General features: G+C 41.3%; 15 protein-coding genes. 14 read left to right on the top strand and 1 reads right to left on the bottom strand.

Annotated elements, in window-relative coordinates; genetic code table 11:
- Positions 1-143: 143 nt before the first annotated feature.
- Entirely contained in the window at positions 144-2,504 is a 2,361-nt protein-coding gene (locus DQQ01_RS04670; RefSeq protein WP_111918805.1) for an N-acetylglucosaminidase, read from the top strand.
- Between the two features lie 124 nt (positions 2,505-2,628).
- Here the strand turns inward: DQQ01_RS04670 and DQQ01_RS04675 are convergent, their stop codons facing one another.
- Positions 2,629-3,951, bottom strand: coding sequence for a uracil-xanthine permease family protein (locus DQQ01_RS04675; protein ID WP_111918807.1), 1,323 nt, complete (start codon positions 3,949-3,951; stop codon positions 2,629-2,631).
- A gap of 152 nt (positions 3,952-4,103) precedes the next feature.
- Here DQQ01_RS04675 and DQQ01_RS04680 point away from each other — a divergent pair, with 152 nt between their 5' ends.
- The 13 genes from DQQ01_RS04680 to DQQ01_RS04740 all read left to right on the top strand — a co-directional run bounded on the left by DQQ01_RS04680 (position 4,104) and on the right by DQQ01_RS04740 (position 19,370).
- Entirely contained in the window at positions 4,104-4,634 is a 531-nt protein-coding gene (locus DQQ01_RS04680; protein WP_111918809.1) for a hypothetical protein, read from the top strand.
- A 188-nt stretch (positions 4,635-4,822) separates the two neighbouring features.
- The gene (locus DQQ01_RS04685) at positions 4,823-7,087 is read left to right on the top strand and encodes a ribonucleoside-diphosphate reductase subunit alpha (RefSeq protein WP_111918811.1); all 2,265 of its coding nucleotides are present in this window, start codon (positions 4,823-4,825) and stop codon (positions 7,085-7,087) included.
- Between the two features lie 83 nt (positions 7,088-7,170).
- On the top strand, positions 7,171-8,214 hold the full coding sequence (locus tag DQQ01_RS04690; RefSeq protein WP_111918813.1) for a ribonucleotide-diphosphate reductase subunit beta: 1,044 nt from the start codon (positions 7,171-7,173) through the stop codon (positions 8,212-8,214).
- Positions 8,215-8,244: 30 nt separating this feature from the next.
- A complete protein-coding gene (locus DQQ01_RS04695) occupies positions 8,245-9,348 on the top strand; it encodes a DUF362 domain-containing protein (RefSeq protein ID WP_111918815.1) in 1,104 nt (367 codons plus the stop codon).
- Positions 9,349-9,436: 88 nt separating this feature from the next.
- Positions 9,437-10,639 (top strand): DegT/DnrJ/EryC1/StrS family aminotransferase, encoded by a 1,203-nt coding sequence (locus DQQ01_RS04700; RefSeq protein WP_111918817.1) that lies wholly within the window; start codon positions 9,437-9,439, stop codon positions 10,637-10,639.
- Positions 10,640-10,642: 3 nt separating this feature from the next.
- The gene (locus tag DQQ01_RS04705; RefSeq protein WP_111918819.1) at positions 10,643-11,341 is read left to right on the top strand and encodes a sugar transferase; all 699 of its coding nucleotides are present in this window, start codon (positions 10,643-10,645) and stop codon (positions 11,339-11,341) included.
- A gap of 13 nt (positions 11,342-11,354) precedes the next feature.
- The gene (locus tag DQQ01_RS04710) at positions 11,355-12,578 is read left to right on the top strand and encodes a glycosyltransferase family 4 protein (RefSeq protein ID WP_111918821.1); all 1,224 of its coding nucleotides are present in this window, start codon (positions 11,355-11,357) and stop codon (positions 12,576-12,578) included.
- Complete coding sequence (locus tag DQQ01_RS04715) at positions 12,571-13,641, top strand: glycosyltransferase family 2 protein (RefSeq protein WP_111918823.1); 1,071 nt, start codon at positions 12,571-12,573, stop codon at positions 13,639-13,641. The genes DQQ01_RS04710 and DQQ01_RS04715 overlap by 8 nt, the downstream gene beginning before the upstream one ends.
- Before the next feature lie 47 nt (positions 13,642-13,688).
- Entirely contained in the window at positions 13,689-14,786 is a 1,098-nt protein-coding gene (gene glf, locus DQQ01_RS04720) for a UDP-galactopyranose mutase (protein WP_111918825.1), read from the top strand.
- 23 nt (positions 14,787-14,809) lie between these two features.
- Positions 14,810-16,237 (top strand): O-antigen ligase family protein, encoded by a 1,428-nt coding sequence (locus DQQ01_RS04725; protein ID WP_111918827.1) that lies wholly within the window; start codon positions 14,810-14,812, stop codon positions 16,235-16,237.
- Positions 16,238-16,239: 2 nt separating this feature from the next.
- Positions 16,240-17,346 carry a glycosyltransferase gene (locus DQQ01_RS04730; RefSeq protein WP_111918829.1) on the top strand — a complete coding sequence of 369 codons (1,107 nt, stop codon included), beginning with the start codon at positions 16,240-16,242 and terminating at the stop codon, positions 17,344-17,346.
- Between the two features lie 8 nt (positions 17,347-17,354).
- The gene (locus DQQ01_RS04735; protein WP_111918831.1) at positions 17,355-18,353 is read left to right on the top strand and encodes a glycosyltransferase; all 999 of its coding nucleotides are present in this window, start codon (positions 17,355-17,357) and stop codon (positions 18,351-18,353) included.
- Between the two features lie 9 nt (positions 18,354-18,362).
- Entirely contained in the window at positions 18,363-19,370 is a 1,008-nt protein-coding gene (locus DQQ01_RS04740; protein ID WP_111918833.1) for a glycosyltransferase family 2 protein, read from the top strand.

The raw sequence follows: 19,370 nt of genomic DNA on the forward strand, positions 1-19,370 counted from the left end.
TTATGTACAAGCTCCGTGGGGCTTTTCTATGCCATAAATCCTCTTATCTTTGTTTTAAACAGGAGATTTTCTTGCGGAAATATTAAGAATATGTTACATTTAATGAGATAATCAGAGAATTTGAACAGAGAAAGGGGAAACGAATGAGAAAGGGAAAATTGCTGGCCTGGGGGCTGGCATTTTGTCTGGGTGTTTCGGGAGTCTGGTATTTTTCGGATTCTGCTCTGGCAGCAGAGCCTCAGACAGATAAATTACAAAATGAGTATGTATCAGGGCAAGACCATATTACTTCTATGGACGATGAGGGAAATATCACAGATGCGGACAGTTCGGCAAAGTTGATTGAAAATCCTGCAGGACCCAAGAAAACCAGGAGCGGAGAACCTCAGGTAGTGAATTTTCGGACAAAAAATAATGAAATTACAGAGTTTATTGAGCAGGAAACTGCAAATCCCGGTTATACCAATGGGGCTTATGGCGCCGATGCGGTGTATCTGGGGTCTGCCAATGGCAAATATAAATTTATGCTTTCCGGCGTAGTGGGCTGGGTAAAAGAAGACGAGGTGCAGGTGGTAAATCTGTCCCAGGTAAAGGCAGTCAGTTGTTATGAGGTAAAGGACGGAAAATTATTGCATCATATTGTGCAGGATATGACAACTCCGGGATATGCCACAAGCCTGAATAATGGTCCGGCGCCATCATATTTAGAACCCGGTACAGTATATTACAGCTATGATGGACATTATTTTTATACACATTATGGTGTTATGGTACAGGATTACCGTGCAGACCAGCGCACAAATTCTGTAAATCCACAGGAAGCTTATTACAATTACTTCCAATATCTGCCTATGCGAAGCAAATCTGCGTATACGGCAGAAGAACTGAATAAAGCACTGGATACCATTGTGAAACCGGATTCCAAGATGAAAAGTATCGGAGAAGCTCTTGTGAAAAATCAGAATACATATGGAGTGCAGGGGCTTCTTATGGCAGGAATTGCAGCCAATGAAAGTAACTGGGGGAAAAGTAGTATCAGTCAGAAAAAAAACAACTTATTTGGTTTGAATGCCACCGATGCAGCGCCGGGAGAAAATGCCAGCCAATATAGCAGTGTGGAGGCATGCATCAAGGACTTTGCAAAGGGCTGGATTTCCGAAGGGTATCTTTATCCGGAGGATTATCGGTATCATGGAGGATTTTTAGGAAATAAAGCCAGTGGTTTGAATGTGAAATATGCCTCTGACCCTTATTGGGGAGAAAAGGCGGCAAATATTGTGTGGCGTCTGGATAGTGCTATGGGAGAAAAAGATGCAAATGCCCATACACTGGCTGTAAAGGAAATGATTCCGGGAAAGCACTTATCTGTAAACGTTCGAAAAGAACGAAACGCCTCCTCAACACGCCTTTACAAGACAGGAAAGGCGGCAAACTATGTGGTTTTGCTGCGAGAGGAGGAGCCTCAAGAGGGATTTTATGAAATCCAGAGTGATGCAGTGTTAGATAAGGGCAGAAATACAGTAGTAAAGAAAAATGGAGCCTATCATTTTGATGCCATGTATGCATATATGTCTGCCGATTATCTGACAGTGGTCAGTACGAAACAGACGGGGGAAGAGCAGCAGGAGCAACCGCCTCAGAAGCCGGAAACCGAGGGGGAAAATATACCCGCAGAGAAAACTCTGGACTCCATAAAAATTGTAAATCCACCTGTGAAAACTGTTTATACAGAGGGAGAAGCTTTTGAAGCAGAGGGAATAAAGGTCATGGCAAAATGGAGCGATGGCACAGAAAATGACATAAGTACAGAAATCATGTATTCGCAAAAGCCTTTACAGCTTTCAGATACAGAATTGCGGATTCAATATACTTATGGAGTTGTAACAAAGGAAACAATACAGAAAATAACAGTTTCCCCAAAAGAAGAAATAAAGCCGGCAGCACTTTTTGTAACGCCGGATACCGTGGAATTAAAACCGGGAGAAAGTCAGCAGTTTCAGGCGGAGATAAAGAATCAGGAAATGTCTGAATTATTGTGGGAGGTTTTGGGAAAACAGAGTGCGCAGACAGTGGTTGACAGCAATGGAAAACTGACTTTGGGGCAGGACGAAACAGCAGATAAATTGCTGGTAAGAGTTTCGTTAAAAGCAGATGCCAGCATAACGGCAGACGCTATGATTACTCTTATGAAAAGCCCGGAACTGGAAGGAAGCGGAGAAGACAGCCGGGTAGAGAATTCGGAGGTGCCGCAACAGGAACAAACCGAAACGGGAGAAGAAACGCCGGAAGCGCCCCGGTCAGAGGAATCAAAGGAGCCTTATGTGAAAGGACAGAAAATAGAAGGGCAAAAAGCGGAGAAACAATCTGTACAGAAAGATTCTGAAAAGGTGAACGGGAGAAGTGTAAAAACAGGAGATAATTTGCAGACAGGCTTCTGGATTTTACTTTTAAGCGTATCCGGTCTGATTGGCGCAGGTGCATATCAGAGCAGAAAGAAAAAATAGTGATAAAACAAGCCTCGCAAAAGGAATGAAACAGCAAAAAAGCTGAAAAATTCTTTTTGCGGGGCTGTTTTTCAGTTCGGCTCATTGCGCGATTTGCGGCAGCCTGTGCAGCTGTCAACAACCGTTAAGACGCTTTTTCATCCTTTGGAAGAATAAGATTCAGCAGGATTGCTGTCAAAGTTGCAATTACAACCGGAGATTTTCCGAAAATGGTTGTCACCCATGCAGGGAAAGTTGCAAGAGAATCAGCAGCCTGTGTAATGCCCATACCCAGAGCTACGGAAAGTCCTACGATAGAAGAATTGCGGAAATTCATTTCCTGGCGCATAATCAGCTTGATTCCGGTCATGGCAATGGAGGCAAAGACAGAAATCGTTGCACCTCCCAGAACGCACTGCGGAATTGTGGTTAAAAGGGCTGAAAATTTCGGAACAAATCCGGCAATCATAAGAATTACGGCAGCAAGTCCCAGAACACAGCGGTTAATTACCTTTGTAGTTGTAACAATTCCCACATTCTGACTAAAGGTAGCGGTTGGAAGACCGCCAAAAAGAGCGCCGGTAATGTTGCTGATACCATACATTACAATACCACCCTGAAGTTCTTTTGTTTCAGGTTCCCGGTTCATACTGCCCACCGTTGTGGCAGAAAAGTCGCCAATTGCCTGAATGGAGTTGATTCCGAAAAGCACGCCAATGGCAATGCAGGCAGAAGGCTCGAAATTCAGGCCAAAGTGAAGTGGTTTGGGAAGCTGGAAAAATCCTGCGGAAGAAACGTCCGAGAAATTTACCAGTCCAAAGCAGGCTGCCAGAATATAGCCGGCGATAATACCCACTAAAATAGACGCAAGCTTTAAAGTACCTTTGGCAAAATGGTTTAAGCCAATTACCACAGCCAGAGTGAAAAAGGCAACCAGCCAGTTTTTCCAGGAACCGTAGTCCGGGCTGGAAGCGCCGCCTGCCATATATTTTACGGCTGTGGGGTATAGGGATAAACCAATGGTAAATACTACAGTTCCTGTGACAATAGGTGGGAAAAATACCCGGATTTTGCGAATCGTAAAGCCTACGAAAATAGCCACAAGTCCGCCTATCACCTGGGCGCCCAGAATGGTTCCCACGTCATAGGATTCCGCAATGGCCTGCATACTGGGAACATAGGCAAAGCTGATACCCATAATAACAGGAAGCCGGGAACCTAACTGAAAGTTCTTCCCCTTGAAAATAGGAAAGAGTTGAAGCAGGGTACTGATGGCTGATACAAATAATGCTGCCTGGACAAGAATCACTTTATTTCTCTCGTCCAGACCGGCAACATCAGAGATGAGAATTGCCGGAGTGACACAACCTACAATCATGGCAACCACATGCTGCAGAGCCAGAGGCAGGGCCTTGGAAAATGCAGGTATGCCGTCAGATTCAAAAATAGATGCTTTTGTCTGTGACATTTGATATCCTCCTGAGTGTATAAGACATTTTTTTCAATTTTACTTTACACAATTTTTGTCGTGGCGTAAAGAAAAAAATGCAGATACATTGAAAAAAACAGGAGAATATTATATGATAGAGCAGAAAAGGCACGAAAAAAGGGGAAAAAGCTATGAAGAGGAAAAATAATAAGACGCAGAATACGGTTCTGCTGCAGATAGAAACTCAGGCAAATGCTAGATTGATTGCTAAAACAAGCAAAAGCATGCTGGCAATTTTTGCCCGTTATTTTGGATTGGGAGCAGGGTTTTGCCTGTTGATTTGGAGTTTTATTGAAAAACCGGTTTTTCTTACCGGAGTGGAAATCGGAATTGTGCTTTTGCTGGCCAGCTTTCTGATTCCATGGGCTATGGAAATCAGAGCGAAAAAACAGTTGGAGAAACGACTAAATAAGGGCAGTATAAAGCTGGAGTACAAATGGTATGAGGATTTTCTGGAAATTTATTCCAGAGAAGGAGGAAGGGTAAATCTCAGTAAAATTTTCTATACAGATATTCGGGCAATGAAAAAAGTATCCTTTGGGCTGTCTATACAACTGCAGAACAGAGGTGTTTATTATCTGTTTCTGGATAAAGAACAAAAAGAAGAGGTTATAAGGCTTTGGGAAGCAAAGCGGGAGAAGAAAACAAAAGATGCTGTATAAAAACAGATTTGGGACGGCCTGGAAAATGGAGGGCGTAAGAGCTGCCATTTTTCAGGGAAGGCCGGAATTGTTTTGTACAGCAGTTTTTATTTTTAAATACTGAACTAAAAAACTCTAGTATTAATATATGAAGTATGATATGATGACAGAAACACTAGATATAGTATGATGAAAAGGGAGAACGAAGAATGGACAGAGTAGATTGGAGAACATGGTTTTCGGACAATACAAGACTGGAAACTGTATTAGAGAATATAGAAAGAGAATTTCCACAAAAGGAGTATGCATTAGAGCGATTGTTGGAGCGCTTTGCAAGTTTGGCAGGCGACGGCATGACAGAGAATCAGAAGCTGGAACTTCTGATTCGGGCCGCTGTGGAGTTGACAGAGGAAATTGCACCGAAATGGGAATTTATTGGCGCACGGCTTTTGCTGTTCCAATTTCACGAAGAGCTGGAACGGGAAATGAGGCATAGAAAAATTAAGAATTTTTATGAAAAGCTTCAATATCTCACAAAAGAAAAACTATATGGTTCTTATATTCTGGAAAGCTATACCAGAGAACAGGTATTGCAGGCAGAGGCTATGCTGAAGCCGGAGCGGGATAAACTTTTTAATTTTTCAGGATTAAAGCTTTTGCTGGAAAGATATGTAATCCGCAGCAGAGGACATGTTCCGCTGGAAACACCTCAGGAAATGTATCTGGGCATTGCCCTTCATCTTGCCATGAAGGAAAAGCAGGCGCAGGCAAAGGGAAGCAGTCGCATGGAATGGGTACAGCGGTTTTACGACATGCTGAGCAGGCAGGAGGTTACTATGGCAACCCCTACACTTTCCAATGCCAGAAAGCCTTATCACCAGCTTTCCAGTTGCTTTATTGATGCAGTGCCGGACAGTTTGGAGGGTATTTACAGAAGTCTGGACAATTTTGCCCAGGTTAGCAAATTCGGTGGGGGCATGGGCCTGTATTTTGGAAAAGTAAGGGCAAGCGGCAGCAGTATCCGTGGATTTCAGGGAGCAGCAGGCGGTGTGATTCGCTGGCTGCGTTTGGTAAACGATACGGCAGTGGCAGTGGATCAGCTTGGTATGCGGCAGGGAGCTGCTGCTGTTTATCTGGATGCGTGGCACAGAGATTTACCGGAATTTTTACAGATACGAACCAATAACGGAGATGAGAGAATGAAGGCTCATGATATTTTTCCCGCGGTCTGCTATCCGGATTTATTCTGGAAAAAAGCCAGAGAGGATATGGGGCAGATCTGGCATCTCATGTGCCCTCATGAAATTTTTCAGGTTAAGGGCTGGCATCTGGAGGATTTTTATGGGGAAGAATGGGAACACAGGTATGAAGCGTGTGTACGGGACAGCAGAATTGCCAAAAGAAGCATGAGCATTCGCGAACTTGTACGCCTGATTCTGAAATCTGCGGCAGAAACAGGAACGCCCTTTGCCTTTAACCGGGATCTTGTGAATCAGGCAAATCCCAATGGCCATAAGGGGATGATTTACTGTTCCAATCTCTGTACAGAAATTGCGCAAAACCTGTCTTCCATGGAATCTGTATCCAGGGAAATCCAGACCAGAGAGGGAGATACCGTGGTGGTTTCTGTCACAAGACCGGGAGATTTTGTAGTCTGTAATCTGGCGAGCCTTTCTCTTGGCAGAATTCCGGTAGAAAATGACGCCTATATGGAGAATCTGGTTCAGACCGCTGTACGGGCGCTTGACAATGTGATTGATTTGAATTTTTATCCGCTACCCTATGCAAAGATTACAAATGAAAAGTACAGGGGAATTGGTCTGGGCGTCAGTGGCTATCATCATATGCTGGCAAAAAGAGGGATTTCCTGGGAAAGTGAGGAGCATCTACGCTTTGTAGATGAGATTTTTGAGAAAATAAATTATTTTGCCATTTCTGCGAGCGTCAATCTGGCGGAAGAAAAGGGGGTTTATCCGTATTTTGAGGGAAGTGACTGGCAGAATGGCGCTTACTTTTTAAAGCGGGGCTATACCTCAGAAAAGTGGGAAACACTGGCAAAAAGAGCAGCAGAAGGAGGCATGAGAAACGGCTATCTCCTGGCAGCAGCGCCAACCAGCAGCACCAGTATTCTGGCAGGAACCACTGCGGGTCTTGACCCGGTGATGAAGAAGTTCTTTATAGAAGAGAAAAAAGGAAGCATGCTCCCTCGGGTGGCGCCGGAATTGTCTGTGGATACGTATTATTACTACAAAAGCGCCCATGAAATAGACCAGCGCTTCAGTGTCCGCGCCTGCGGAGTGCGGCAAAGACATATTGACCAGGCACAGAGCATGAACCTTTACATTACAAATCAATATACTCTGCGACAGCTTTTTCATCTTTATCTGGAAGCATGGGAGCAGGGAGTGAAAACAATTTATTATGTGCGGAGTAAATCCTTGGAGGTAAAGGAATGTGAAAGCTGTGCGTCCTGACTGGGATATCTGTAGAAACAGAGACAGAAAGGCTATTGAGCGAACAGAAAACCTATATTATAATGAAAGAAGCGGAGAAAAATATGACAAAATTAAAGAAAAAACCATTGTTTAATCCAAACGGCGATACAGAAGTGCAGCAAAGGCGTATGATTGGAGGAAATACCACGAATCTGAATGATTTTAATCATATGCGTTATACCTGGGTCAGCGACTGGTACCGACAGGCAATGAATAATTTCTGGATACCGGAGGAAATCAATCTTTCTCAGGACAAAAAGGATTACGAGAGGCTGACTCTAAAAGAAAGACAGGCATATGATAAAATTTTAAGTTTTCTGGTGTTTCTGGATTCCATACAGTCCGCAAACCTGCCCTGCATCAGTGAATATATTACAGCAAACGAGATAAATCTCTGTCTTTCCATACAGGCATTTCAAGAATGTGTCCACAGTCAGAGCTACAGCTACATGCTGGATAGTATCTGCAGTCCGGAAAAGAGAAATGAAATTTTGTATCAGTGGAAGTCTGATGAACATCTGCTGCAGCGGAACACCTTTATCGGAAGTTTATACAATGAGTTTCAGGAAAAACAGGACTCCCTTACCCTTTTAAAGGTGATGACTGCAAATTATATTCTGGAAGGGATTTATTTTTACAGTGGATTTATGGTTTTTTATAACCTCAGCCGCAATGGAAAAATGCCGGGGTCTGCACAGGAAATCCGTTATATTAACCGGGACGAAAACACCCATTTGTGGCTGTTTCGGAACATGATTCTGGAACTGAAAAAAGAAGAACCACAGCTTTTTACAGAGGAAAATATAAAACTTATAGAAGAAATGATAAAAGAAGGCGCCAGGCAGGAGATTGCATGGGGGCATTATGTTATTGGCGATGGGATTTCAGGTCTTTCCAAGGACATGATAACCGCCTATGTGAAATATCTGGCAAATCTTCGCGCCACAGGAATCGGACTTCAGCCTGTTTATCCGGGGTATGAAAAAGAACCGGAAAGTATGCGCTGGGTCAGCCGTTATTCCAATGCCAATATGGTAAAGACAGATTTCTTTGAGGCGAAAAGTACCGCCTATGCAAAAAGCACGGCGCTGATAGACGATTTATAAAACAGTGTAAATTAGGAAAAGGAAAAAGAAATGAGAGAAAACGAAATTCTGGCGATTTATGGAACAAATTACAAAGAAATGACAAAACAGCTTTTGGAAGAGGCCAATTTGTGGGGGGAGATTCCCCATAGGGAGTGTCGTATTGGAATCAAGCCCAATCTGGTAGCACCTACAGAACCGTCCCAGGGGGCAACTACTCACCCGGAAATCGTGGCAGGGATTCTGGAATACCTGCAGGAACACGGCTTTGGGAATCTTGTGATGTTGGAAGGTTCCTGGGTGGGAGATAAAACAGAAGATGCAGCTCGTCTTTGCGGATACTACGATTTAGCGGAAAAATATCAGGTGGAATTTCTGGATTTGCAAAAAGATGACTGGGAAGTCTTTGACTGTGCCGGGCTGGATCTGAAAGTCTGTGAGGAGGCGATAAGGCTGGATTTCCTTATTAATGTTCCGGTAATGAAGGGGCATTGCCAGACTAAAATCACCTGCGCCCTGAAAAATATGAAGGGACTTCTACCAAATGTAGAAAAGCGTCGTTTTCATGCCATGGGGCTGCATAAGCCCATCGCCCATTTAAGCGCAGGGATTCGTCAGGATTTTGTTGTGGTAGATAACATCTGCGGGGACTGGGACTTTGAAGATGGAGGAAATCCTGTGGTGTTGAATCGGATTATGGCGGCTGCAGACCCGGTTTTGTGTGATGCCTATGTGTGTCATCTCATGGGATATGAAGTAGAACAAGTGCCTTATATTACCATGGCCGATGAATTGGGCGTAGGACTTTCTGACTGGCATCTGGCAGAGTTTCGGGAATTGAACCAGCCTGTGCAGGGAGAGTATCACCCAAAAGAGCGAAAAGTGGTAGAACTGGCAGACGCGGTGGAGGAAGTAGAATCCTGCAGCGCCTGCTATGGATATTTGCTGCCTGCTCTGCAAAAACTGAAGGAGGAAGGGCTTCTTGAAAGGCTGGAGGAGAAAATCTGTATCGGACAGGGTTACAGAGGACAGGCCGGGGAACTGGGGATTGGAAATTGTACCAGAGGATTTCGGTGTTCGTTGGAGGGGTGTCCGCCTACGGAAGGGGCGGTGTATGAGTTTTTGAAGGGGTATATTATGAAAAACATTTTGTAATGGCTTGCTTTTATGAAAAAACAGGGTATAATAAAGTTGACGTTAAATGCAGTTTAATAGAAAATTATAAAATTGGAGATTTTGATAGATGAAAGTATTGTTTTCCCCTCCGGATATCACGGAAGAAGAAATTGCAGAAGTTATAGATACTCTGAAAAGCGGCTGGATTACAACCGGTCCGAAGACGAAAAAGTTTGAAAGCATAATTGCAGAGTATTGTCACACAAAAAGAGCAGCCTGCTTAAATTCAGCGACCGCAAGCTTGGAGATGAGCCTTCGTATTATGGAAATCGGTCCCGGAGATGAAGTAATCACTACAGCTTATACCTACACAGCGTCCTGTAGTGTGATTTGCCATGTGGGAGCTATCCCTGTGCTTGTGGATACGATTCCTGGTTCCTATGATATGGATCCGGAACAGGTGCGCGAAGCGGTCACAGAGAGGACGAAGGCAATCATTGCTGTAGATTTGGCAGGTATTGTGTATCCGTATTATAAAGAACTGTTTCAGATAGCAGAAGAGAAGAAGGCTCTTTATCACCCGGCAAATGAAAGACAGGAGGCATTGGGAAGAATTGCAGTTCTGGCAGATGCTGCCCATGCCTTTGGCGCCTCCAGGGAAGGGAAAATGGCGGGAGAAATTGCAGATTTTACCGGATTTTCTTTTCATGCAGTGAAGAATCTGACTACTGCAGAAGGTGGTGCAGCAGTTTGGAGAACGATTCCCGGGATTTCTGATGACGAGATTTATCAGCAGTACATGGATTTATCTCTGCATGGGCAAAATAAAGATGCATTGGCAAAGACCAGACTGGGGAATTGGGAATACGATATTGTGGCGCCTTATTATAAGTGCAATATGACCGATATTATGGCTTCTTTGGGTTTGGCACAGTTTCGGCGTTATCCCCAGCTTTTACAGAGAAGAAAAGAAATTATTGAGAAGTATAATGAAGGCCTAAAAGACCTGGACATAGAGGTTCTGGAACATTATGGTGAACACCATACTTCCAGCGGACATTTGTATCTGACACGTTTAAATGGAAGAAATCGTCAGGAATGTAATGAGGTAATCGCAAAAATGGCAGAAGTAGAAATTGCCACAAACGTGCATTACAAACCGTTACCTATGATGACAGCCTATAAGAATCTGGGATTTGACATCAAAGATTTTCCAAATGCGTACCATATGTTTGAAAATGAAATTACACTGCCGCTGTACACGCGTCTGACAGATGAGCAGATAGAATTTGTCATTTCGACCTTCAGAAAAATTGTAAAGGAACTGTAAGCCATGTTAAAAAATTGGGACAGTCTTCCGAAGAAAATGCAACAGGAAGAAGTAAAAAAATATTATACAGAACTTTCCAAAAAACGTGGGGCTCTTGGTGCCAAACGTTTTTTGGACGTGGTTCTGGCGGCTTGTATGACCGTTCTTTTGTCACCGGTAATGCTGATACTGGCAGTATGCATTAAACTGGATAGCAAAGGACCGGTTTTTTATCGTCAGGAGAGAATTACACAGTACGGGAAAACTTATCGGATTTTTAAATTCCGTACCATGGTAACAGATGCAGATAAAAAAGGTCCTTTGGTGACAACGGGACAGGATTCCAGAATCACAAAAATGGGAAGTAAACTGCGAAAGTGTCGTTTAGACGAGCTGCCGCAGCTGTTTAATGTACTGACCGGAGATATGAGCTTTGTAGGGACAAGACCGGAAGTAAAGAAATATGTGGATTGTTATACACCGGAAATGATGGCTACCTTGCTTCTTCCGGCAGGAATCACTTCCAGAACCAGTATTGTTTACAAAGACGAAGACGAAATTTTGGATAAATACAGCCGGAGTACAGGGAAGACTACAGATGAGATTTATGTGGAATATATTCTTCCGGAGAAAATGAAATACAATTTAAAGTATTTGAAATCTTTTGGCGTTTTGGAAGACTTTAAGGTTATGATAGATACGGTACTGGCAGTAATAAAATAGACAGGAGATGACTATGAAAAAGATAGCGGTAATTTCTATGGGCGTAAAACTGGATAATGAAAAAGGTTACAGCCGTTTTCGGTATATCGGAGATTTTCTTTCTGATGCAGGATATCAGGTGGATTTGATTACAACTACTTTTCAGCATTGGGAAAAAGCCCAGAGAAAGCTTGATGAAATAAAAAAAGAGGATTATAAATTTAATTTGAAATTTATCTATGAGCCGGGATATAAGAAAAATATTGATTTGCGAAGAATCCACAGTCACCGGATTGCAGCAAAGAATCTGACAAAGCTGCTGGAACAAGAAGGGGACTATGATTTGATTTACTGTGAGATTCCTCCAAATGATGTAGCGCTGGCAGCGGCAGAATATGCGAAGAAAAAGGGGATTCCTTTTGTACCGGACGTAAACGATTTGTGGCCTGAAGCCATGCACATGGTACTGGATATTCCGGTTATAAGCAATATTCTCTTTTATCCCCTGCAAAGAGATGCAGAAAAGGTCTATTCTCTGGTTTCCGGTATTATCGGAACTTCTGATGAGTACAGGGACAGACCGCTGAAAAACCAGATGCTGCATGTACCGAAGAAAACGGTTTATGTGGGAAATGAGATTACAGAGTTTGATGCCGGTGTAAAAGAATACAGCTCTGAGATAGAAAAGAAAGAGGGAGAATTCTGGATTTCTTATGCGGGAACCATTGGAACAAGCTATGATATCAAAACCATGGTGCTGGCAGGAAAAGAGCTTTTAAATCGGGGAAAAGACCAGATGAAAATAAAAATTCTGGGAGGAGGTCCTTTAAAAGAAGAACTGGAAACTCTGGCAAAAGAACAGGATTGTACAAATGTAGAGTTTGTGGGCTATGCTCCTTATCCGAAAATGGCGGCTTATCTGGCAAAATCAGATATTCTGGTAAACTCTTTTGTGAAAAAAGCGCCCCAGAGCATTGTTACGAAAATCGGAGATTATCTGGCAGCCGGCAGACCTATGATTAATACCTGTATGAGCCCTGAATTCAGAGAAAAGGTAGAGAAGGATGGCTTTGGCATTAATATTATGCCGGAAGATGTGACAATTCTGGCAGATGCCATCGAAAAGTTGTATGAGGACAATGCTGGCAGAGAAGAGATGGGAAGAAAAGCAAGAAAAATCGCAGAAGAGCAATTTGACCGTCCTGAGTCTTATAAGAAAATCATTGAACTGATTGAGGAGTTGACAGGAGATGAATAAACCATTTTTCAGTGTGGTTATGCCAGCCTATGGAGTAGAAAAATATCTGGAAAAGGCAGTAAAAAGTATAGAAGCACAGACCTTTTCTGACTGGGAACTTTTGATTGTAGAAGACGGTTCTCCTGATAGAACGGGAGAACTGGCAGAAGAACTGGCAAAAGAAAATGACAGAATCCGTGTGTTTCATCATGAGAAAAACAGGGGATTAAGCCCTGCCAGAAATACTGGAATGAGCCATGCAAAGGGGCAGTATATCTGGTTTATGGATCCGGACGACTGGGTAGAAGCTGATGTGTTGCAAAAGGTTTATGATGCCTTGTGGGAAAATCCGGCAGAACTGACAATCATAGGGCATACAGAGGAATATTATGATCGTGATGGAAAGCTGAGCTATACTCACGAAATTTGTCCGAAAAGACAGTACCTGTCCGGTCAGCAGAAAATGAGGGAACAGGTTATCCGTCTGGAACAGGAAACTATTTACGGATATGCCTGGAATAAGTTTTACAGTCTGGAACATATACGAAGAGAAGGCTTACAGTATGAAACCGTTCGTCTGATTGAGGATATTGTATTTAATATTCAGTTCTGCAATGATATAAAATCCATGAATGTTCTGGATATTGTACCTTATCACTATGCAAAGCGTATGGAAGGCAGTCTGACTACCAAATTTGTACCGGATTATTATCCTCTTCACAGAAGAAGAATTGCCATGCTCTATGAGCAGCAGCAGCTTTGGCACACCGATACAGAGGAAACCTGTGCGATTCTGGGAAGTCTTTATGGCAGATATATTTTGTCAGCTCTGGAGAGGAACTGTGACAAGAGAGCAGAAATGAACCACAGGGACAGAAAGGCATTTTGCAAAACTGTTTTTGCGGACAGGCTTTTTGTAAAACTGATGCCCAAGGCAAGAGCAAGAGATAGCAAAGCGTTGAAGTTTGCACTCTTTTGCATGAAGCGAAAATCCGTATTTTTATGCACCACCCTTGCAAGAGCAGTACATATCATAAGAAGCGGACTTCCCATGGTCTATTCTAAGGTAAAGTCTAACAGATAAATTCAGAAAAGAAATTCAGTTATAGAACAATAGAAGGGGAAAGATTTATGAGAAAATATGATTATATTTTAGTAGGAAGCGGATTGTTTTCAGGCGTATTTGCATATCATGCCATGAAAGCAGGCAAAAAATGTCTGGTAGTAGAAAAGAGAGATACCATTGGAGGAAATCTCTATTGTGAAGATATGGAAGATATTCATGTTCATAAATACGGCGCGCATATTTTTCATACCAGTAATAAAAAAGTATGGCAATTTGTCAATTCGTTGGTGGAGTTTAACCGCTATACCAATTCTCCGGTGGCAAATTTTCACGGGGAAATGTATAATATGCCCTTTAATATGAATACCTTCAGCAAAATGTGGAATATCAGCACACCGGAGGAAGCGAAAGCGATTATTGAAAAACAGAAAGCCAGTGTAAAGGGAGAGCCAAAAAATCTGGAGGAACAGGCCATCAGTCTGGTAGGCGAGGATATTTACAAAAAACTTATCAAAGGATATACAGAAAAACAGTGGGGAAGAGATTGTAAAGATTTACCGTCTTTCATTATTAAAAGACTTCCTGTAAGATATACCTATGACAACAATTATTTTAATGATTTATACCAGGGGATTCCTATCGGCGGCTACAATGTGCTGATTGACAAGCTGTTTGCGGGCTGTGATATGGAAACAGGTGTGGATTATAATGAAAACAGAGAAAAGTATAACGCTCTGGGGGAAAAAGTCTTATACACAGGAACCATTGACTCCTATTATGATTACTGCTTTGGAAAGCTGGAATACAGAAGTCTGAAATTTGAAACCGAAACTCTGGATAAAGAGAATTATCAGGGAGTGGCTGTGGTAAATTATACGGACAGGGAAACACCTTATACCAGAATTATTGAACATAAGCATTTTGAATTCGGCACACAGCCGAAGACTGTCATTACAAGGGAGTATCCGGCAGACTGGCAGGAGGGTATGGAACCTTACTATCCCATTAACGATGAGAAGAACCAGAGTCTGTATCAGAAATACAAAGAACTGGCGGAGAAAGAAACAAAGGTTCTGTTTGGAGGAAGACTGGCAGAATATAAATACTATGATATGGACAAGGTAATTGAGTCTGCATTTAAACTGGTGGAAAAAGAATTATAAGAAGAAAAGACAAGGGGATTATAATGAAGTTTGTGAAAAAGGAGTATATTCGATATCTGGAATGGGCATTTAAGCTGAGCTATCTGCTTTTGGGACTCGTGACATTTAACTCCTTTCTGTATGATTCTCCAGTGCAGCCGTTTTTGGTAAAAGCGTGTTTGGTATTGGGTGTACTGACTCTGTTGGGAAGAATCATTTACTGGAAGGATTATATAAAAACGCCGTATTTAGCAGTGTTATCTCTGTTTTGTGTAAGTTTCTTTGTCACTATTCTGGCAAATAGGGAATATGGACAGGTAAGTGGGGATATTAAGTGGCTGATATGGACAGGAATTCTGTTTTTTCTTTTATATATGTGTGATACAAAAAGAAACACAGAAGCATATAAAAAAGAGTTTATTCTTTTTTCTCATATATTAATTGTATGGAATGCAATTTCTTCAGCAGCGAGTTTATTCCTTATGAGTCAGTTGTACCATGAAAAGTGGTTTACTGCTTCAGGAGAATTGATGCTGGCCGGCTTCCAATGGGGAAGGCTGTGGGGAGTGTATACAGACCCCAATTACGGAAGCGTATTTAGTGTGGTAGTTATTTTATTGTGTGTGTTTTACATTAGAAGATATAAAACCTGGAAAAAGATTCCGTACGCAGGAGTTGTTGTCTTAAGCTATCTGTATATTGTATTCAGCGATTCAAGAACAGCAGAAGTGGCAATGATTATATCTGCGGTTTTCTGGATTCTTTTGAATACTGTTTACAAGAAGAAAGCTGTGAAAGAATTCCTGGTAAGAATGATAATTGCAGTGTTTTTTTCCGTTGTCTTTCTTGCAGGAACCTCTGGTATTAAAAAAGAATATAATACGGAAATACAGCGACAGATTAATGAAATAGAAGCGAAAAAGAACACCGTCCAAAATGGAGTTCAGAATCATGCTGACAAAAATAAGACAAACGGTAAAAAACAACAGCAGGTTGGCCGGGCGCAGGATCTGGAAAAAGATGTTACGAATGGACGTATTGCTTTGTGGGAAAGTGGAGTGGAGGTCTGGAAAACCAGTCCAGTGTTAGGTGTTGGTTACAATTCCTTTATTCCATATGTTTTGAAAAATTTGCCGGAAACATATGCGGTTCATAATTCTCAGGGAACGAATTACGTCAGTCTGCATAATGAATTTATCAATATTCTGGCGTATCAGGGGATTTTAGGAATTGGAGTTTTCCTGATATTTATCCTATTGCTGTTCCTGCTGTGGGCAAAAGTAATAAGAAAAATAGAAGAAAAAGATCGGGATTACATAGCAGTTTTAAGCGCATGTGTGTTAGCCATTGGTGTATCCATGGTGTTTTTATTAGAAGGATTATACACAAATTCTCCGGGGACTTTTATTTTATGGAGTTTTGCCGGATATATTGCACATTATTGCAGAAAGACAGGAAAGGCGGAGCCATAGAGATGAAAAAAATGCTGGTTGGGTTTATTATGGATGGAAATGGCGGAGGAGTGGATAAGTATCTGTTGAATTTTCTTGAGAATACAGCAGGTGAAGAGGTAGAAATAGACTTCCTGACAAATGAAATAGATGCTGATTTGGAAGAATATTTAAAGAAATACCATTCCCGTATTTTTGCTATTGCAAATTTAAAACATCCAATAACCCAGTACCGCCAGGTCTGCAGGATTATAAAAGAACAGAAATACGATATGGTATATCTGAATATTTCGACAGCAATTGATTGCATAGCAGCTTTGGCAGCAAAAAGCTGTAAGGTAAAACGGATTATGATTCACAGTCATTCCAGTGGAAATGACTGTGAGAATCACATAAAGAGAATGATTTTTAACGGGATACATAGAATTTGCAGAACATTTTTGTACAGAATAGCTACAGAATATTATGGCTGTTCTAAAAAGGCGGGAGTCTGGTTGTTTCCGAAGAAGATTGTGGAAAGCAATAGATTTCAAACCATTTTTAATGCAGTGGATTTAGAAAAGTATACATATAATGAAGAACTCAGAAAGCAAGTAAGAAAAGAACTGAATTTAGAAGATAAATTTGTAGTAGGCCATGTGGGAAATTTTTCTTATCCCAAAAACCACTACTTTTTGATTGATATATTTGAAAAATTGAAAGCAAAATGTCCGGAGTCTGTTTTAGTGCTGGCAGGACAGGGGGAACGCCTGGAAATGGTAAAAAATATAGTGAAGGACAGGGGTATGGAAGACAGTGTGAGAATTCTGGGATTCCGGAAAGATGTGAACAGGCTGTTTCAGGGAATGGATTTTTTTGTCCTTCCTTCTTATTTTGAAGGTTTACCGACCGTCAGTATAGAAGCACAATGTACAGGACTGCCCTGTCTTATGAGCGAAAATGTAACGCAGGAAGCAGCAATTACAGGAAATTGTTGGTTTTTACCGTTGCATGATACACCGGAAAAGTGGGCTGATTTTATTTTACAACATAGAAACATGGACAGAACTTCTGTTTCCTGGATAGAGAAAACGAAAAAATACAGCCTGGAAGATTTGAAAGAACAACAGATACAGTTAATAAGAGGATAAGGTGAAAAATGAAGCTGGCCAGTATTGTTGTACCTGTGTACAATATAGAAAAATATATAAAGAATTGTATAGAAAGTCTGTGTGTACAGACGTATCAGAATTTGGAAATTATTCTGGTAGATGATGGAACTTTGGATAACAGTGGCAAGATCTGCGACGAGTATGCAAAGAGGGACAGCAGAATCAGAGTGATTCATAAAGAAAACGGAGGTCTGAGTGATGCAAGAAACAAAGGCGCTCAGACTGCGTCTGGGGAATATCTGTTCTTTGTAGATGGAGATGACCGTGTGGCTCCGGATTTGGTGGAGAAAACCGTTTTGTGTGCAGAAATACAAAATGCAGATATGGTTATTTTTGATTTTGAATCTGTAGAAGAGGATACCGGACGGAGAGATTTGTATCATTTTGATTTGCCGGAAAGTACGAATGTCAAAACAACCCCTGAACTGATTCTTAAGACACCGGCTGCCTGGTGCAGAATGTATAAAAAAGAATTTTGGGATTGCTCAGGTATCCGTTATCCTGAGAAAATTCAATATGAAGATTTGGCAACAACTCCGCGCTTGATTTTGAAGGCAAAGAAGATTGCATATGTAGGGGACAAACCATTATATTTTTATATGCTGAGAGAAGGTTCCATTATGCGAAGTAATAATTTTGAAAGAAGTTATCAGGATAGAAAATATGTTTTGAGTTATTTGAAAGAATATTTTCAGGAACAGGGAGAGGAACAGCGCTATGAAAAAGAAATGGAATATTTATTTTTCGAACACGGATATTTTGTTCCCTCCAAAGAGATTATTCTGGCAGATACAGGAAGTATGTGGCTAAAGGAATTCAGAAGCTTTGCTTTGAAGAACTATCCGGAAATGTTTAAGAATCCTTACATAAAACAAATGTCAGGTAAAGATAAAATTTTGCTGTTTCTTATGCGGAGAAAATGGTACAGAATTATGAATCTGCTATCCGGCGCCAGAAAGCAAAAAGACAGTTGGAAAAAGGAGTAATGAGAAACTATGGAAAAAATACTGACAATTACAATTCCTTCTTATAATGTGGAAAAGTATTTACAGCAGACCCTGGATTCTTTTATAGATGATGAGATTTTAAATGACATAGAGGTACTTGTTGTAGATGACGGTTCAAAAGACAGAACAGCAACGATAGGAAAAGCATATGAAGAGAAATATCCGGATACTTTTCGCGTGATATCCAAAGAAAACGGAGGACATGGTTCTACCATTAACAGGGGAATACAGGAGGCAAAAGGAAAGTATTTCAAGGTTGTAGATGGAGATGACTGGGTATATACAGAAGACTTCATAAAGTTGGTAAAGGCTTTAAAAACCTGTAATGCAGACTATATTGTCACAAATTATTATGAAGTAAATGATAAAACCGGAGAAAAAACTCCAAGGGAATATCGGGAATTTCAAAAAAAGGATATCTGGAAATTTTCAGAAGCAGCCCAGGTAAAGCAAATAGGAATGCACCCTTTGGTAATCAAAACAGAAATTTTAAAAAAGAATCAGATTCGTTTAGATGAACACTGCTTTTATGTGGACGTTGAATATATTTTATATCCAGTGCCTTATGTGGAAACCGTACAGTATCTGAATTTGTTTGTGTATATGTATCGTCTGGCTGTTACAACCCAGAGTGTGAGTCTGGCAGGATATCAGAAACATATGCAGAATCATATAGATGTTATTTTGCACCTGACAGAATTTTTTAATAAATATCAGAAATATGGTGAAAAAGAAAAAATAGATTATATTGGAAAAAGAATTGCTCAGATGGTGGGAGATCAGATTACGATTTTCATGAGTTTCTCAGAGAAAGATAAAGAGATGAAAAAGAAATTTATGGAATTTGACAGAGCATTAAAAGCAGCCAGCCCGGAGATTTACCATCGTTCTGGTGAAGAAAGCGGGACGCTTCGCTTATTTCGGAAGATGAATTTTAAATGCTATCCGTGGATTGCAAAAATGTGTAAAAAACGGAATCACATAGGAGAAGATTAG

This window comes from Blautia argi (assembly GCF_003287895.1).
GTDB lineage: Bacteria > Bacillota > Clostridia > Lachnospirales > Lachnospiraceae > Blautia > Blautia argi.

Coding starts and splice junctions, on each gene's coding strand:
- DQQ01_RS04725 (WP_111918827.1), top strand. CDS start 14,810: ATGAAGTTTGTGAAAAAGGAGTATATTCGATATCTGGAATGGGCATTT.
- DQQ01_RS04675 (WP_111918807.1), bottom strand. CDS start 3,951: ATGTCACAGACAAAAGCATCTATTTTTGAATCTGACGGCATACCTGCA.
- DQQ01_RS04730 (WP_111918829.1), top strand. CDS start 16,240: ATGAAAAAAATGCTGGTTGGGTTTATTATGGATGGAAATGGCGGAGGA.
- DQQ01_RS04710 (WP_111918821.1), top strand. CDS start 11,355: ATGAAAAAGATAGCGGTAATTTCTATGGGCGTAAAACTGGATAATGAA.
- DQQ01_RS04680 (WP_111918809.1), top strand. CDS start 4,104: ATGAAGAGGAAAAATAATAAGACGCAGAATACGGTTCTGCTGCAGATA.
- DQQ01_RS04740 (WP_111918833.1), top strand. CDS start 18,363: ATGGAAAAAATACTGACAATTACAATTCCTTCTTATAATGTGGAAAAG.
- DQQ01_RS04700 (WP_111918817.1), top strand. CDS start 9,437: ATGAAAGTATTGTTTTCCCCTCCGGATATCACGGAAGAAGAAATTGCA.
- DQQ01_RS04695 (WP_111918815.1), top strand. CDS start 8,245: ATGAGAGAAAACGAAATTCTGGCGATTTATGGAACAAATTACAAAGAA.
- DQQ01_RS04715 (WP_111918823.1), top strand. CDS start 12,571: ATGAATAAACCATTTTTCAGTGTGGTTATGCCAGCCTATGGAGTAGAA.
- DQQ01_RS04705 (WP_111918819.1), top strand. CDS start 10,643: ATGTTAAAAAATTGGGACAGTCTTCCGAAGAAAATGCAACAGGAAGAA.
- DQQ01_RS04670 (WP_111918805.1), top strand. CDS start 144: ATGAGAAAGGGAAAATTGCTGGCCTGGGGGCTGGCATTTTGTCTGGGT.
- DQQ01_RS04690 (WP_111918813.1), top strand. CDS start 7,171: ATGACAAAATTAAAGAAAAAACCATTGTTTAATCCAAACGGCGATACA.
- glf (WP_111918825.1), top strand. CDS start 13,689: ATGAGAAAATATGATTATATTTTAGTAGGAAGCGGATTGTTTTCAGGC.
- DQQ01_RS04735 (WP_111918831.1), top strand. CDS start 17,355: ATGAAGCTGGCCAGTATTGTTGTACCTGTGTACAATATAGAAAAATAT.
- DQQ01_RS04685 (WP_111918811.1), top strand. CDS start 4,823: ATGGACAGAGTAGATTGGAGAACATGGTTTTCGGACAATACAAGACTG.